Below are 14404 nucleotides of genomic sequence, written 5' to 3'. Positions count from 1 at the left end.
GATGAATCACAGAAGGGAAGCAGAGAATGCATTGATTTTACGCTTTTTCAGTTACATTATGGATACCTGTCTCAAAATTTTTTCGTTTATGTTCAATACTCAGGCCGAAGATTTAGACATCTCAGCAGCGTTGCCAATTGGTTATCAGTGCCGACCCGCCAAAGGGATTGGTGCTGGAATGTCCCGATTTATTACTGCCAATCAATTGGAAACACAATGAGGGATATCAACAACCTGACTTTTAATGCCTTGGTGCTGGCAGGTGGTCGCTCTTCCCGCATGGGGCAGGATAAAGCACAACTAAAACTCGCTAACGGCAGAACCCTGTTACAGCAGGCTGAACAACTGTTACAGGAAGCCGGTGCCAGCCTGGTTTTGGTAAACCATCCTGACGCTGCCGCGAAGCAAAAAGTGACAGACCTATACCCTGCGCGCGGACCGCTATCCGGTATTCATGGGGCGTTGCATCAAAACGGAAAATTGCCGTTGTTAATCCTTCCAGTGGATATGCCCCTGATGACGCCTTTATATCTGCGACAATTAGTGCAATACGGAGAGCAAAAACAACAAAGTTGTTATTTTCATGAACAATGCCTGCCTTTATACCTATTTCAGAGTGACAAAGCAGAGCAATTAATCTCAGAATGGTTGAGTGCTGGCGAATCACCTTCAGTGTGGCGGCTGGTTAAGGCGTTGCAGGCTGAGACTCTGCCGCTTCCGGAGCAAAATGCCTTTAAAAATGCCAATGATCCAAAGCAGTGGCAGGAATGTCTGCAACATAACAGCGAGAACTGAGCCCGGCGTTTGCCCCAACATTGTGCAACCGGGTATCCTCTGGCAATCACCAATACAAGCTAACTAATTGATAAATATTTAAAAATCTAAATGGCGTGGGAGTTGCAATACACAGTCATAGTCTAACTAAACTGTGACAAGTAAGCTTTTCCATGGCACAAGACGAACATTCACAACCTCTTTGTGTGTTACTCATCGATGATGATCCGCAGCGGGCAACGGCGCTTTCTGCGGCACTGGATAAATCCCGTTATCAGGTAAAACACATGATAGGCGCAGAGGTGTCCTTGTTGAAGCAGGTGGATACCTTACAACCGGATGTCATCATTATTGATATCGAATCTCCCAGCCGGGATATTCTGGATTCACTGCACACCCTGAATAGTTTTAACCCTAAACCCATCGTAATGTTTTCCGAACAGGAAGATACCAACACGATTAATCAGTCAGTACACAGTGGTGTCAGTGCTTATGTGGCCAGAGATGTCAGTCCTTCACGGGTCAGAGCCATTATGGATGCCGCGGTAGCGCGCTTCCAGCAAATGCAGTCTTTGCTCAACCAATTACAAGAAACCCAACAGGAATTAGCTTCGCGAAAAATTATCGAAAAAGCCAAAGGCTTGTTAATGGAGAGTCGCAATTTGAGTGAAAAAGAGGCTTACCAGATGATACGCAAAATGGCCATGGACAATGGTTTGCGTATGGATCAGGTGGCGAAAAACATGATCGATATCATTACAACGTTGTCGGTATAAGGCGGGGAAATGTTCACACCAGAAAAAACAGATATCACAATTGGTTTTATGCCGTTAAGCGATTGTGCACCGTTAGTGGTGGCAGAAAAACTGGGATTCTTTCAACAGAATAATCTCAATGTGCAGTTGGTCAGGCAGAATTCCTGGGCAACTTTGCGGGATAAATTATTGGCGGGTTATCTGGATATGGCGCAGATGCTGGCGCCTATGCCATTGGCTATGCACCTGGGGCTGGGTAGCAGCGCTCAAAACATGACTGTGCCCATGATCCTCAGTTACAACGGCAATGGCATTACCTTATCCAATGCCTTGTTTGCTGAAGTGCAACGTCTGGGAGAACAAAACACTGCACAATTATTATCGGAACCCCTGAGCGCAGCGCGCCTTAGTACCATCGCTAAAATTCGCCATGCTCAGGGTTTGAAAAAACTCTGTTTCGCCACGGTTTTTCCGTACAGCTGCCACTATTATCAACTGGTGAGTTGGTTACAACAGGGGGGCTTGAGCACCGATGACGTGGAGATACGTATTATTCCTCCGTCGAGAATGGTGCAGGCTCTCGCCGAAAACGAGATAGATGGCTTTTGCGTCGGTAGCCCCTGGAATGCGGCGGCAGTCAGAGCGGGCATTGGTACTACGGTTATTGCGTCTTGTGAGATATGGCACAACACGCCAGAAAAAGTACTGGGACTTACCCGCGCTTGGCAGGCACAAAACCCGCAAAGCATTGCGGCGGTAACGGATGCCCTGAAAAAGGCCTGTCTGTGGCTGTCTTCTAAACCCAATCGCTTTGAGGCGGCCCGCTGGCTGGCAGAATCCGCGTATGTAGGCACCAGCCTGGACAGTGTAGCACCGGCATTGTTGGACAGTTGCCTGACTAAACAAGGCACAGATTGTCGTGAAATTCGGGGCCATACTCTGTTCCAGGAGCCGCAAAAGCAAAACCAACCTACTCCGGAACAGGGGGTTTGGTTATTGCAGCAAATGCAGCGCAGCCAACACCTGCCCAAAGATACCGATTTACATCAGGTTATCCGCCAGGTGTATCGCACGGATAGTTATGATGGTGCACCGAGCTAGTGCCCAAATGCACTAAAAGGATCTCTGTTCACAGCGGAAGTTTTTATAGGGAATTCGTAAGTTGTTGAAATATAACAATTAAAAATATTGGCATTAACAATGCTATGCTAAGGTCAGAGTGATAAGAATTTTAAATACACACTCCTAAAATATCGCGAACAGTCATTCCAGGTGTGAATCACTGCTCGCCAGGCAAAGTAGCCCGCAGAACGAATTTCTCTATGAAGTTCGCGCTGTGGGCTTTTTTTTGGCTAAAAAAAGAGGACACAAAATGTTAAGCACACATTGGATAAAGAAATTTAAACGCACAATTTGCGTTGCAATGTCATCGGTAACATTGCTGTCTACTGCTGTTTTTGCAGATGGGGATTGGCCGGAAAAAGAAGAACTGAAGTTTGGTTTTATCAAATTGACGGACATGGCGCCTTTGGCCATTGCTTATGAAAAAGGCTATTTCGAAGATGAAGGCTTGTACGTCACCCTTGAAGCTCAGGCCAACTGGAAGGTGTTACTGGATCGGGTGATTGATGGTCAGTTGGATGGCGCACATATGCTGGCTGGTCAGCCGTTAGGTGCCACCATTGGTTTTGGCACCCAATCTCATATCGTCACCGCTTTCAGTATGGATTTAAACGGCAACGGAATCACGGTTTCCAACGATATCTGGGCGCAGATGAAGCAGCACATTCCCCACGAGAATGGCAAACCTGTGCATCCCATTAAAGCCGATGCCTTAAAACCTGTGGTGGATTCCTATATTGCCAAAGGTAAGCCTTTCAATATGGGCATGGTATTCCCGGTCTCGACCCACAACTACGAGCTGAGATACTGGTTAGCCGCCGGTAATATCCATCCGGGTTTTTATGCGCCCCATAAAGGCGATATCAGTGGCCAGATCGATGCTCAGGCCTTGTTGTCTGTAACCCCTCCACCGCAAATGCCCGCTACCATGGAAGCAGGCACCATTTATGGCTATTGCGTCGGCGAACCCTGGAACCAACAAGCAGTGTTTAAAGGTATCGGTGTGCCGGTGATCACCGATTATCAAATCTGGAAAGACAACCCGGAAAAAGTGTTTGGTGTCAGCAAGGAGTGGGCAGATCAAAACCCCAATACCCACAAACGTGTGGTAAAAGCTTTGATCCGTGCCGCAATGTGGCTGGATGAAAACAACAACGCCAATCGCCCGGAAGCAGTAAAAATACTGGCAAAACCACAGTACGTGGGCGCCGATGCCGACGTGATTGCCAACAGTATGACGGGCACCTTCGAGTTTGAAAAAGGCGATAAGCGCGAGATCCCGGATTTCAACGTGTTCTTCCGCTATCACGCTACTTACCCTTATTACTCTGATGCCATCTGGTATCTCACGCAAATGCGTCGTTGGGGCCAGATAAGCGAACAAAAACCGGATCAGTGGTACTTCGATATCGCCGAGAAGGTCTATCGTCCCGACATTTATGAGGCCGCTGCCAAAGATCTGATTAAGGAAGGCTATGCCACTCCGGCAGGATTCCCGGACTTTGCAACCGAAGATGGTTTCCGCGACCCGCAAACTCACTTTATCGACAACATTACTTATGACGGTAAAGCGCCTAACGCTTACTTACAAAAGTTTGCCATTGGCCTGAAAGCGGACGACAAAATTTGACCCCGACTTCGTGTCTCTGGACAGAGCATGTGGTTGTTTTTGGACCTTGAGTACAGGGAAGTACATTTTTTACAGAACTACCGAGCAGTAACGCTCAGAACCCGGACAGATATGGATTCTGTTTTTTGATTAACCCGTAAACTTACACCCCGGAGTATTGTCATGAACCGAACTGCAGCATTGCAAAAAGTGACATTCCTGAAATTACCTGCCCCGCTGGCCAATAGCGCCTGGCTGGCAACCCTGAAAAGCGCTCTGTTACCGCTGATTGGACTGAGCCTGTTTCTGGTTTTGTGGAACATAACCGCTAAAAATATTGATACCTCACTGGGCCAGTTTCCCGGCCCGGTGCAGGTCTACCAACAGAGTGTCAATCTCTGGCAAGAGCATCAGGCGGAACAGCTAAAAGCGGAAGCCTTTTATCAACGTCAGGAAGAGCGCAACGCCCGTCGTGCGGCAGCCGATCCTGATTATCAGCCCAAAATCAGACCTTATACGGGTGCCCCGACTTTCTTCCAGCAGATCTGGACCAGTCTTTACACCGTGGCAGTGGGCTTTTTCATTGCTTCGCTGGTGGCCGTGCCTGTAGGTATCTTGTGTGGTCTGAGTAAATCCGCATACGCCGCCATTAACCCGCTGATTCAGTTGTTTAAACCGGTATCGCCACTGGCCTGGCTACCACTAGTGACTATGGTGGTGAGTGCGGTATACGTTACCGATGATCCGATGTTTTCTAAGTCGTTTTTAACCTCTGCCTTCACGGTCGCCCTGTGTTGTTTGTGGCCAACTCTGATCAATACAGCGGTGGGGGTTTTCGGGATCCCCAATGACCTGGTGAATGTCAGTAAAGTACTGCGTCTGAACGCTATGTCCCATGTGGTCAAAATTGTTTTACCTGCTTCTATACCCATGATTTTTACCGGTTTACGTCTGTCTCTGGGCATTGGCTGGATGGTGTTGATTGCCGCAGAAATGCTGGCGCAAAACCCGGGCCTTGGCAAGTTCGTCTGGGATGAGTTCCAGAACGGCAGCTCTGATTCATTAGCCCGCATTATGGTAGCTGTGCTGGTCATTGGGGCTATCGGCTTTTTCCTTGACCGTCTGATGCTGATGTTGCAGCGCAAGGTCAGCTGGGACAAGTCTATCAATCTGAGATAACACCTGGTAGCGCGGCAGCCAGAATAAACAAACGCTGCTGCCTGCAAAATTTAACGCTAAACAGCGGAGCAAAATCATGAGAAAGCATTTAGAACTAACCCAGGTGGGCATCGAGTTTCCTACGCCTAAGGGGCCATTTGTGGCACTGCAGGATGTCAACCTGACCATCGCCAAAGGCGAATTTATCTCCCTCATCGGTCATTCCGGTTGTGGTAAATCCACGGTACTGAATATCGTGGCGGGCCTGTATCAGGCCACCACAGGTGGTGCAATTTTAGAAGGCAAAGAAGTCAATGAACCCGGCCCGGAAAGAGCGGTGGTGTTTCAGAATCACTCCTTATTGCCCTGGTTGACGGCCTATCAAAATGTGGAGCTGGCAGTAAAACAAACCTGCAAGCACATGGATAAGGCGCAAAAGCACGAGTGGATTTTACACAATCTGGAATTGGTACATATGACTCATGCTAAAGACAAGCTTCCCGGCGAAATCTCCGGTGGTATGAAGCAGCGTGTGGGTATTGCCCGCGCCCTGTCTATGGAGCCACAGGTGCTGTTAATGGATGAACCTTTCGGTGCCCTGGATGCACTGACACGGGCCCACTTGCAGGATTCCTTGATGGAGATCCATGCCGAATTAGGCAATACAGTGATCATGATCACCCATGATGTGGATGAAGCAGTACTGCTCTCAGATCGCATCGTCATGATGACCAACGGCCCGGAAGCCACAATCGGTGAGATTCTGGATATTTCATTAGAGCGGCCTCGTAACCGTATCGAGTTAGCGGATGACAAACAGTACAACCACTATCGCCATGAAGTGCTGAGCTTCCTGTATGAAAAACAACGCAAGGTTGAGCCTGTGGCAGTGAAAAAATCGCAACAGCAAGCCGCAGCAAAGCCCGATGCGGCCTGATTGGGAGAGAACAGTATGACTAAGCAAATGACAACAGCACAACCGCGCATTGTCGTGGTGGGTAACGGCATGGTGGGCCACCATTTTGTAGAACAAATGGTGGAGGCCTTGCCACAAGCACATATCACAGTGTTAAGCGGTGAGCCGCGACTGGCTTATGATCGGGTGCATTTATCCGAATATTTCACCGGTAAAACGGCCGCTGAGCTGGCTTTAACTGATGAAGCCCGTTATCAGTCTTTGGGAGTGGAATTCTACGTTAACGCCAAAGTGGTGGATATCAATAAATCGGATAAAACCGTGACCACCGAAAGCGGTGTTACCTACAGCTGGGACAAACTGGTGCTGGCCACTGGCTCCTTTCCTTTTGTACCGCCCATTCCCGGTCACGACCAGGAACACTGCCTGGTGTATCGCACCATCGAAGATCTGGAGGCCATCCAACAATCTGCCAGTCAGAGTAAAGTTGGTGTCGTGGTGGGTGGTGGCCTGCTGGGCCTTGAAGCGGCTAACGCGCTAAAACAAGCCGGCCTGGAAACCCATGTGGTGGAGTTCGCTCCGCAACTGATGGGTGTGCAGCTTGATGAAGGTGGCGGCGCGCTGCTTAAGCGCAAAATTGAAGAGTTGGGCGTGCAGGTGCACACCAGCAAAGCCACAGAAATTATCGAAGCAGGCGACAACAATCGCTATCAACTGCGTTTTAAAGACGGAGAAGTACTGGGTACAGACATGGTGTTGTTCTCTGCCGGTATTCGTCCGCAGGATGCCCTGGCGCGAGAATTTGATATCGAAATTGGCCCGCGCGGCGGCATCGTGGTGAATAACCAGTGTCAGACTTCAGCACAAGATATTTACGCCATCGGCGAATGTGCGCTGTGGAATAACTTTATATTTGGTTTAGTGGCACCCGGTTATCAAATGGCTCGGGTAGCAGCAAGTCATATCGCAGGAGGCGATTTGGCGTTTACTGGTGCAGATATGAGTACCAAACTTAAACTCCTGGGTGTGGAGGTTGGGTCTATTGGCGACGCTCATGCCAGAACACCGGGTGCCCTTACCTACATATTTGAAAATCAGCCGAAGCAGGTTTACAAAAAAATCGTGGTGGATGCCAAGCAGGAACTGCTGTTGGGTGCTGTGCTAGTGGGTGATACCGGCGAATACGATACCTTGCTGCAATTTGCCCTGAACGGCATGGCTTTACCGGAAAATCCGGAAACCCTGATTTTACCCGCTTCTGACGGTGCTGCCCCGGCCATTGGCGCAGGCTCCTTGCCGGATACCGCGACGGTGTGTTCCTGTCACAACGTTTCTAAGGGCGACATCATTTCTGCCATGGACAATATCTGTAGCTCAGGTGGTGCTTGCGATTTGGGCAGTGTTAAAAGTTGCACCAAAGCCAGCACTGGCTGTGGAGGCTGTACTGCCTTGCTGAAAACCGTCGTAGAGACCGAGCTGGAAGCGCGCGGTGTGGAAGTGAAAAAAGACATCTGCGAACACTTTGCTTACAGCCGCCAGGAGCTGTACCACATGATTCGGGTAGAGCAAATTCACTCCTTCGATGAATTACTGGACAAACATGGCTCCGGCCATGGCTGTGACGTGTGCAAACCGACTGTTGCCTCTATTTTAGCCACCGCCTGGAATGACTATGTGCTGAAAAAGCCCCACATTGGTTTGCAGGATACTAATGATCGCTACCTGGGCAACATGCAAAAAGATGGTACCTATTCCGTGGTGCCGCGCATTGCTGGTGGTGAAGTGACCCCTGATAAATTAATTGTGCTGGGTGAAGTGGCCAAAGAATACAACCTGTACTGCAAAATCACCGGGGGGCAACGCATCGATTTATTTGGTGCCCGACTGGAAGAGTTACCGGCTATCTGGCGCAAGCTCATTGATGCCGGATTTGAAACCGGTCACGCCTATGGCAAATCTTTGCGTACCGTTAAATCCTGTGTGGGCAGCACCTGGTGTCGCTATGGCGTGCAGGATAGCGTTGGCACCGCCATCAATATCGAAGATCGCTATAAAGGATTGCGTTCACCGCACAAAATCAAAATGGCAGTATCCGGTTGTACCCGTGAGTGCGCCGAAGCACAGAGTAAAGACGTGGGTGTCATCGCCACTGAAAATGGCTGGAACCTCTACGTCTGTGGTAATGGCGGAATGAAGCCTCGTCATGCCGACCTGTTTGCTACCGACCTGGATACCGAAACCTTGGTGAAGTACATCGACCGCTTTTTGATGTTCTACTGTAAAACCGCAGACCGTCTGCAGCGCACGTCCGTGTGGTTAGAGAATCTGGAAGGTGGCCTGGAGTATCTCAAGCAGGTAGTGATTGAAGACAGCCTTGGCATCGCTGAGGAACTGGAAGCACAAATGGCAGCAGTAGTGGGCACCTATCAATGTGAGTGGAAAACCACGGTGGAAGATCCCGAAGCCCTGAAACGCTTCCGTCAGTTTGTGAACAGCCCGGAACAGGATGAAAACGTCGTGTTTGTGCAGGAGCGTACCCAAATTCGCCCGGCCACCAGTGAGGAAAAACAAGCCTACTGGTCACAACAGAAAATCGCGGTGCTGGATGCCACGCATTCCGCAACGACACCTCACACCGAACCGGCTTAACAGGAGCAAGATCATGAATTGGCAACCAATATGTCATTTGGATGATTTGATTGATAACGCTGGCGTGTGCGCCAAACTGAATCAACTACAAATCGCGCTGTTTAAATTTATTGTGCAGGGCGAAGCGCAATACTTCGCTACCGGAAACTGGGATCCCATTGGCGAGGCCAATGTCATGAGCCGGGGCATTCTCGGCTCTGTGCAGGACGAGCTGGTGGTGGCATCACCACTGTACAAGCAGCATTATTCGCTGACCTCAGGCAAGTGTCTGGAAGATGATTCCAGATCAATCCCGGTATATCCGGTGCGCCTGGTGGGTGAACAACTGGAAATCCAGGCCTGAACTCAGGCCTAAAGTGAGTAACAGCAATGAACCTACCGGCCAATAACAAACATATGCTGGAGGCGTTTCCCAGCCTTCGACGCACGACTTGCCCCTATTGTGGGGTGGGTTGTGGCGTTGATGCCAAAATGGCTTTTGCGACGGATGATGCCGGTAAAATGTGCAGTCAGCTGGCGGCTGTCAGCGGTACACCTGAGCATCCGGCCAATCACGGTCGTCTGTGTGTTAAAGGCAGCAAATTGGTGGAGAGTAACGGTCCGGATAATCGCCTGTTGCAACCGCAGATCAATGGCCAGGCCAGTGACTGGCAAACGGCCATCAGTAAGGTCGCCACAGGGTTCAGTGATATTATTGCCAAACACGGCCCCGACGCCGTGGCGTTTTACGTTTCAGGGCAATTGCTGACCGAAGATTACTACGTTGCCAATAAGCTGATGAAAGGCTATATCGGCAGCGCCAATATCGACACTAACTCCCGATTGTGTATGTCTTCGGCAGTAGCCGGATACAAGCGGGCGTTTGGTGCGGATGCTGTACCCTGTTGCTACGAAGATTTGGAACAAACCCAATTGCTGGTGTTTGTGGGCAGCAACGCCGCCTGGACACACCCGGTGTTGTACCAACGTATAGAGCGGGCTAAACAACTGAACCCCGCCATCAAGGTGGTGGTGATTGACCCCCGAAAAACCGCCACCTGTGATCTGGCGGATTTACATCTGGCCATCAAGCCAGGCTCCGATGCTGCTATTTTCAACGGCTTGCTGAATTACCTTAATCGTCATGATGCTTTGGATAAGCAGTATATTCAGCGCCATACCGAAGGTTTTGAAACCTGCCTGGAAGCGGCCGCCAAATGGTGTGTTGAATGTGTCAGTGAATTTGCTGATGTTCCGGTTAATCAATTGCGTCAGTTTTATCAGCTGTTTATGCAAACCCGCCGCAGCGTCACCTTCTATTCTATGGGGGTGAATCAGTCCTCCAGTGGAGTTGATAAGTCCAATGCCATCATTAACTGTCATCTGGCGACGGGTAAAATAGGCAAACCCGGATGCGGTCCCTTTTCTATTACCGGTCAACCCAATGCGATGGGGGGACGGGAAGTGGGCGGACTGGCCAACATGCTGGCGGCTCACATGGATATTGATAACAGCGACCATCGGGAACTAGTGCAGCGCTTCTGGCAATCTCCCAGCATCGCTGAGAAACCCGGTTTAAAAGCCGTGGATTTGTTTCAGAAAATCAAACAGGGCAAGGTGCAAGCGGTCTGGATCATGGCCACGAATCCGGTGGTGAGTATGCCGGATAAAGACGCTGTGGCAGAAGCACTGCAATCCTGCGAACTGGTGGTGGTTTCTGATTGTGTGGCCAGTAACGATACCCTGGCCTACGCTGATGTTTGCTTGCCCGCCAGCGGCTGGTCAGAGAAAAACGGCACGGTAACCAATTCTGAGCGGCGTATTTCCCGTCAGCGAGGACTGTTACCTCCAGCGGGTGAAGCAAGGCACGATTGGCAAATCATTTGCGATGTGGCCAAACACATGGGCTATGCCGGTTTTGATTATCAAACCAGTTGTGAAATTTTCAATGAGCATATCGCCTTGTCGGGCTTTGAAAACCAGGGACGCCGGGATTTTGATTTATCGGGCTTAGGTCATCTGAGTCTGAGTCAGTACGATAACCTGACACCCATACAATGGCCAATTACATCGGATAGACCCAATGGCACTAAGCGCCTGTTTAGTGACGGCCGATTTTATACGGCGTCGGGCAAAGCACAGTTTGTGGCTATTACGCCAAGGTTGCCGGAGCAACAAACTAATGATGCCTTCCCGTTTGTGCTGAACACTGGCCGTATCCGCGACCAGTGGCACACCATGACCCGCACCGGCAAGGTAGCCGAACTGAATCAACATACCGAAAAACCCAGTATTCATCTGCATCCGGCGGACGCTCGCCGTTTCAATATCGCTGATGGTGAGCTGGTGAAGATCACACCCCGTCACAAGCAAGGTGAATCTGATGAATTTTGTTTGATGACAGCCGTGCTGGATAAGCAGCAGCGCCGCAAGGAAGTGTTTGTACCCATGCACTGGAATCGCGAATACGCGTCACACGCCAACATCAATCGTCTGGTGGCACCAGTGGCGGATCCCATATCGGGTCAGCCAGAGCTGAAAGCCGCGGCAGTAGCTATTGAAGCCTGGTCAGTGCAGCGTTGGGCAACTTTGATTACGCGCCAACCACTGGCTGCTGAGAGTTTGTCCAGCACCTCTGGCTTTTGGATTAAGCAGGTGTTGCCGCAAGGCTACTGTTATCAGTTTGCATTCGATAAATTCGATGAAAACACGCTCCAATGGTTAAAAACATTGATTCACGTGGAACATAGTCTGATCCGTCTGGAGCAACCTGGCTTGTCCGGATGGATGGCCTGCGCAAGTAAAGCGGATTCAGAGACTCAGACTTTGACCGCCATGCTCTGGTGTTCACAGCAGCCCTTGCAGAACAACCTCGCCTGGTTTAGTCATTTATTGGCATCCGATGTGATAGCTGAGGATGACGTTATCAGCACCCTGAAACATCAGGCTTCACTGGCTTTTCAACAGGGGCGGTTGGTATGCAGTTGCTTTCAGGTGCGAGAGAAAACTATTCAACAGGCCATCGAAGCCGGTGCCACTTCTGTGGCCGAGCTGGGTGAGCAACTACAATGCGGCACCAATTGCGGCTCCTGCAAGTCGGAATTAGGCAGCATGATCAAACAATTCGCTGACAGTTCAAAGTCAGAAAACGCCGAATATCATTTGGCTCAGGAGGTCTTATGAACCTGACTACTTCCATTAACAACCTGTTTGGATTACTGAATTTCAGACGCGCTGTATCAGGGCAATCTTTTAAAGGTTTTTTTGACCAGTACTATAAGAAAAACCGCGATAATCAGCGTGTCAGTGGTGGCCGGGGGGAAGTCTTTATTGTGGGCGCAGGTCCCGGCGATCCGGAATTATTAACCTTAAAAGCCCATCGGTTAATTCAAAGTGCCGATGTGGTGTTGTTTGACTGGTTGGTGTCAGAAGACTTATTGCGCCTGATACCGGCTTCAGCCACCCGACAGTTTGTGGGTAAGCGCTGTGGTCAACATTCTTTTGAGCAGCAAACTATCTGCAATCTGATGGTGGAGCACGCCCGACTGGGACGTAAAGTGGTGCGCCTGAAGGGCGGTGATCCTTCTGTTTTTGGTCGGGTCAGTGAAGAGTGTGAAGCGCTGCAAAATGCCAATATTCCTTATGCCATCGTGCCCGGTATTACTGCGGCTTCCGGTATGGCGGCCTATTCTGGTATGCCACTGACCGACCGTCGTTATGCCCAAAGCGTGCGTTTTATCACTGCCACCTTAAAAAATCCTGAGGATGAGCCTGACTGGTCAGGCATGGTGAGCCAAGCCGGAAAGTCGCAGGACACCCTGGTGTTTTACATGGGGCTAAAGCGCATTGGCACTATTGCCCAACGGCTAATAACCCACGGTATGAAAGCGGATATGCCTTGTGCCGTGGTGGATCAGGCCACGCAACAACAGCAGCAGGTCATTAGCGGAAATCTCAGTAATATCGCGGATTTAATGGCATCGCAGGTAATCGAAGGGCCTGCCTTGTTAGTGGTGGGTGAAGTCACCCAACAACCCTGGTCGGTGGATCTGGCCCTGTTACACAAGGAGCACATCACTTACTAAAAATATAGCAACGCAAAATTTGTTCCCAACAAGACACCCATGTTTGCTGACAACCCGGATTGTTTTCAGCCAAACAAAAACTGATTTGTAACACACAACCTGAGCAAAAAGCTCAACAGTAAGAGGAACACACAATGCGTACTCAAATAACTATATTGTCTATGGCAGTTGGGCTGGCTTGTACTTCGACTATGACACAGGCGCAAAGCTCAGAAGCTAATTCAGTGGCCGAGGCCATTAAGGCGTCCAGCATCAGCACCTTGCTTCGCTATCGCTATGAGGGCGTGGATCAGGATGGCCTGAGCGAAGATGCCAGTGCTAACACCCTGTTAGGCCGCATTACTGCCACCACTGGCAGTTACAACAATTGGCAGGCTGTGGTGGAGTTTGATTATGTGACAGAACTTCTGGATAAGGATTATAACAACACCATCAATGGCAATACGGATTATCCGGTGGTGGCGGACCCCAGTGGTGCCGATCTGAATCAGTCCTACCTGAAGTACAGTTCACAAGGCGGAACTTCGGTCTCATTTGGCCGCCAACGTATCAACCACAATAATCAGCGCTTTGTCGGCGGTGTGGCCTGGCGTCAAAACGAGCAGACTTTTGATGGGGTGCGCATTGCGTCAAAGGTGGCTGAAAATTTTTCCTTGGATTATGCCTGGTCATCCCGGGTGAACCGGATTTTTGGTTCGAAAAATCCCAATGGCGATCTGGATGCCAATCTGCACTTGTTTAATGCCGTCTACACACCGGCAAAAGGCCATAAACTGGCGGGCTTCGTATATCACATGGATTTTGATGATGCCCTCGCTCTGTCTAACAGTACGGCCGGTATCGACTACAACTACAGCGGAGCCACGGGGGACATTGGTTATCAGTTACACCTGAGTTATGCCAGCCAAAAAGATACCGGCGATAATCCAGTGGATTATTCTGCCGATTATTACGCTGTGGATGCCAGTGTAAAGGTGTCTGGCATTACTTTCGCGGCGGGTTTTGAATCTCTGGGAGCCGATAACGGCAAAGGTTTTGTCACGCCGCTGGCGACACTGCATAAGTTTCAGGGCTGGACTGATAAATTCTTAGGTACGCCGAGGGTAGGAGTTGAAGATACCTGGTTTAAGCTGGCGACCAATTTAGGTGGTGTGGCCGTTGCCGCCATTTATCACCAATTTGACGCCGAGCAAGGCAGTGCCGATTTGGGCAGTGAACTGGGCTTAGTGGCCAATTATGGCTTTGCTAAGCATTATAAGCTTACCGCCAAATACGCAAGTTACGATGCTGACAGCCATGCTACCGACACCGACAAACTCTGGGTGCAATTGGTGGCGAAATTTTAACAACTTTAAGC

At 50.0% G+C, this 14404-nt stretch carries 12 protein-coding genes; all 12 read left to right on the top strand.

What is annotated here, in order from left to right; translation table 11 throughout:
* Position 1 precedes the first annotated feature (1 nt).
* The 12 genes from ACXAD8_RS14725 to ACXAD8_RS14670 all read left to right on the top strand — a co-directional run bounded on the left by ACXAD8_RS14725 (position 2) and on the right by ACXAD8_RS14670 (position 14393).
* Entirely contained in the window at positions 2–220 is a 219-nt protein-coding gene (locus ACXAD8_RS14725; protein ID WP_475230127.1) for a hypothetical protein, read from the top strand.
* Positions 217–795, top strand: coding sequence for a molybdenum cofactor guanylyltransferase (gene mobA / locus ACXAD8_RS14720; protein ID WP_475230124.1), 579 nt, complete (start codon positions 217–219; stop codon positions 793–795). The genes ACXAD8_RS14725 and mobA overlap by 4 nt, the downstream gene beginning before the upstream one ends.
* A 152-nt stretch (positions 796–947) precedes the next feature.
* A complete protein-coding gene (locus tag ACXAD8_RS14715; RefSeq protein WP_475230122.1) occupies positions 948–1550 on the top strand; it encodes an ANTAR domain-containing response regulator in 603 nt (200 codons plus the stop codon).
* A 9-nt stretch (positions 1551–1559) separates the two neighbouring features.
* The gene (locus tag ACXAD8_RS14710; RefSeq protein ID WP_475230120.1) at positions 1560–2630 is read left to right on the top strand and encodes a CmpA/NrtA family ABC transporter substrate-binding protein; all 1071 of its coding nucleotides are present in this window, start codon (positions 1560–1562) and stop codon (positions 2628–2630) included.
* A gap of 322 nt (positions 2631–2952) precedes the next feature.
* On the top strand, positions 2953–4281 hold the full coding sequence (locus ACXAD8_RS14705) for a CmpA/NrtA family ABC transporter substrate-binding protein (protein WP_475232975.1): 1329 nt from the start codon (positions 2953–2955) through the stop codon (positions 4279–4281).
* 162 nt (positions 4282–4443) lie between these two features.
* Positions 4444–5439, top strand: coding sequence for an ABC transporter permease (locus ACXAD8_RS14700; RefSeq protein ID WP_475230117.1), 996 nt, complete (start codon positions 4444–4446; stop codon positions 5437–5439).
* Between the two features lie 76 nt (positions 5440–5515).
* Complete coding sequence (locus ACXAD8_RS14695) at positions 5516–6355, top strand: nitrate ABC transporter ATP-binding protein (protein ID WP_473020610.1); 840 nt, start codon at positions 5516–5518, stop codon at positions 6353–6355.
* Positions 6356–6382: 27 nt separating this feature from the next.
* A complete protein-coding gene (nirB, locus tag ACXAD8_RS14690) occupies positions 6383–8983 on the top strand; it encodes a nitrite reductase large subunit NirB (protein ID WP_475232973.1) in 2601 nt (866 codons plus the stop codon).
* Positions 8984–8996: 13 nt separating this feature from the next.
* A complete protein-coding gene (nirD, locus tag ACXAD8_RS14685) occupies positions 8997–9326 on the top strand; it encodes a nitrite reductase small subunit NirD (RefSeq protein ID WP_475230114.1) in 330 nt (109 codons plus the stop codon).
* A 26-nt stretch (positions 9327–9352) separates the two neighbouring features.
* Complete coding sequence (locus ACXAD8_RS14680; protein WP_475230111.1) at positions 9353–12145, top strand: nitrate reductase; 2793 nt, start codon at positions 9353–9355, stop codon at positions 12143–12145.
* Positions 12142–13047, top strand: coding sequence for a uroporphyrinogen-III C-methyltransferase (gene cobA / locus ACXAD8_RS14675; RefSeq protein ID WP_475230108.1), 906 nt, complete (start codon positions 12142–12144; stop codon positions 13045–13047). The genes ACXAD8_RS14680 and cobA overlap by 4 nt, the downstream gene beginning before the upstream one ends.
* A gap of 134 nt (positions 13048–13181) precedes the next feature.
* Entirely contained in the window at positions 13182–14393 is a 1212-nt protein-coding gene (locus tag ACXAD8_RS14670) for an alginate export family protein (protein ID WP_475230106.1), read from the top strand.
* Positions 14394–14404 lie beyond the last annotated feature (11 nt).

Source organism: Planctobacterium sp. AWH2_060, from assembly GCF_056158425.1.
Note: the sequence above shows the minus strand (reverse complement) of the source record. Positions and strands in the feature narration are given on the sequence as shown.

Excerpts from the sequence above, each read along its gene's own strand:
- ACXAD8_RS14695 (WP_473020610.1), top strand. The coding sequence starts at position 5,516 with ATGAGAAAGCATTTAGAACTAACCCAGGTGGGCATCGAGTTTCCTACG.
- cobA (WP_475230108.1), top strand. The coding sequence starts at position 12,142 with ATGAACCTGACTACTTCCATTAACAACCTGTTTGGATTACTGAATTTC.
- ACXAD8_RS14710 (WP_475230120.1), top strand. The coding sequence starts at position 1,560 with ATGTTCACACCAGAAAAAACAGATATCACAATTGGTTTTATGCCGTTA.
- nirD (WP_475230114.1), top strand. The coding sequence starts at position 8,997 with ATGAATTGGCAACCAATATGTCATTTGGATGATTTGATTGATAACGCT.
- nirB (WP_475232973.1), top strand. The coding sequence starts at position 6,383 with ATGACAACAGCACAACCGCGCATTGTCGTGGTGGGTAACGGCATGGTG.
- ACXAD8_RS14715 (WP_475230122.1), top strand. The coding sequence starts at position 948 with ATGGCACAAGACGAACATTCACAACCTCTTTGTGTGTTACTCATCGAT.
- ACXAD8_RS14705 (WP_475232975.1), top strand. The coding sequence starts at position 2,953 with ATGTCATCGGTAACATTGCTGTCTACTGCTGTTTTTGCAGATGGGGAT.
- ACXAD8_RS14670 (WP_475230106.1), top strand. The coding sequence starts at position 13,182 with ATGCGTACTCAAATAACTATATTGTCTATGGCAGTTGGGCTGGCTTGT.
- ACXAD8_RS14725 (WP_475230127.1), top strand. The coding sequence starts at position 2 with ATGAATCACAGAAGGGAAGCAGAGAATGCATTGATTTTACGCTTTTTC.
- ACXAD8_RS14680 (WP_475230111.1), top strand. The coding sequence starts at position 9,353 with ATGAACCTACCGGCCAATAACAAACATATGCTGGAGGCGTTTCCCAGC.
- mobA (WP_475230124.1), top strand. The coding sequence starts at position 217 with ATGAGGGATATCAACAACCTGACTTTTAATGCCTTGGTGCTGGCAGGT.
- ACXAD8_RS14700 (WP_475230117.1), top strand. The coding sequence starts at position 4,444 with ATGAACCGAACTGCAGCATTGCAAAAAGTGACATTCCTGAAATTACCT.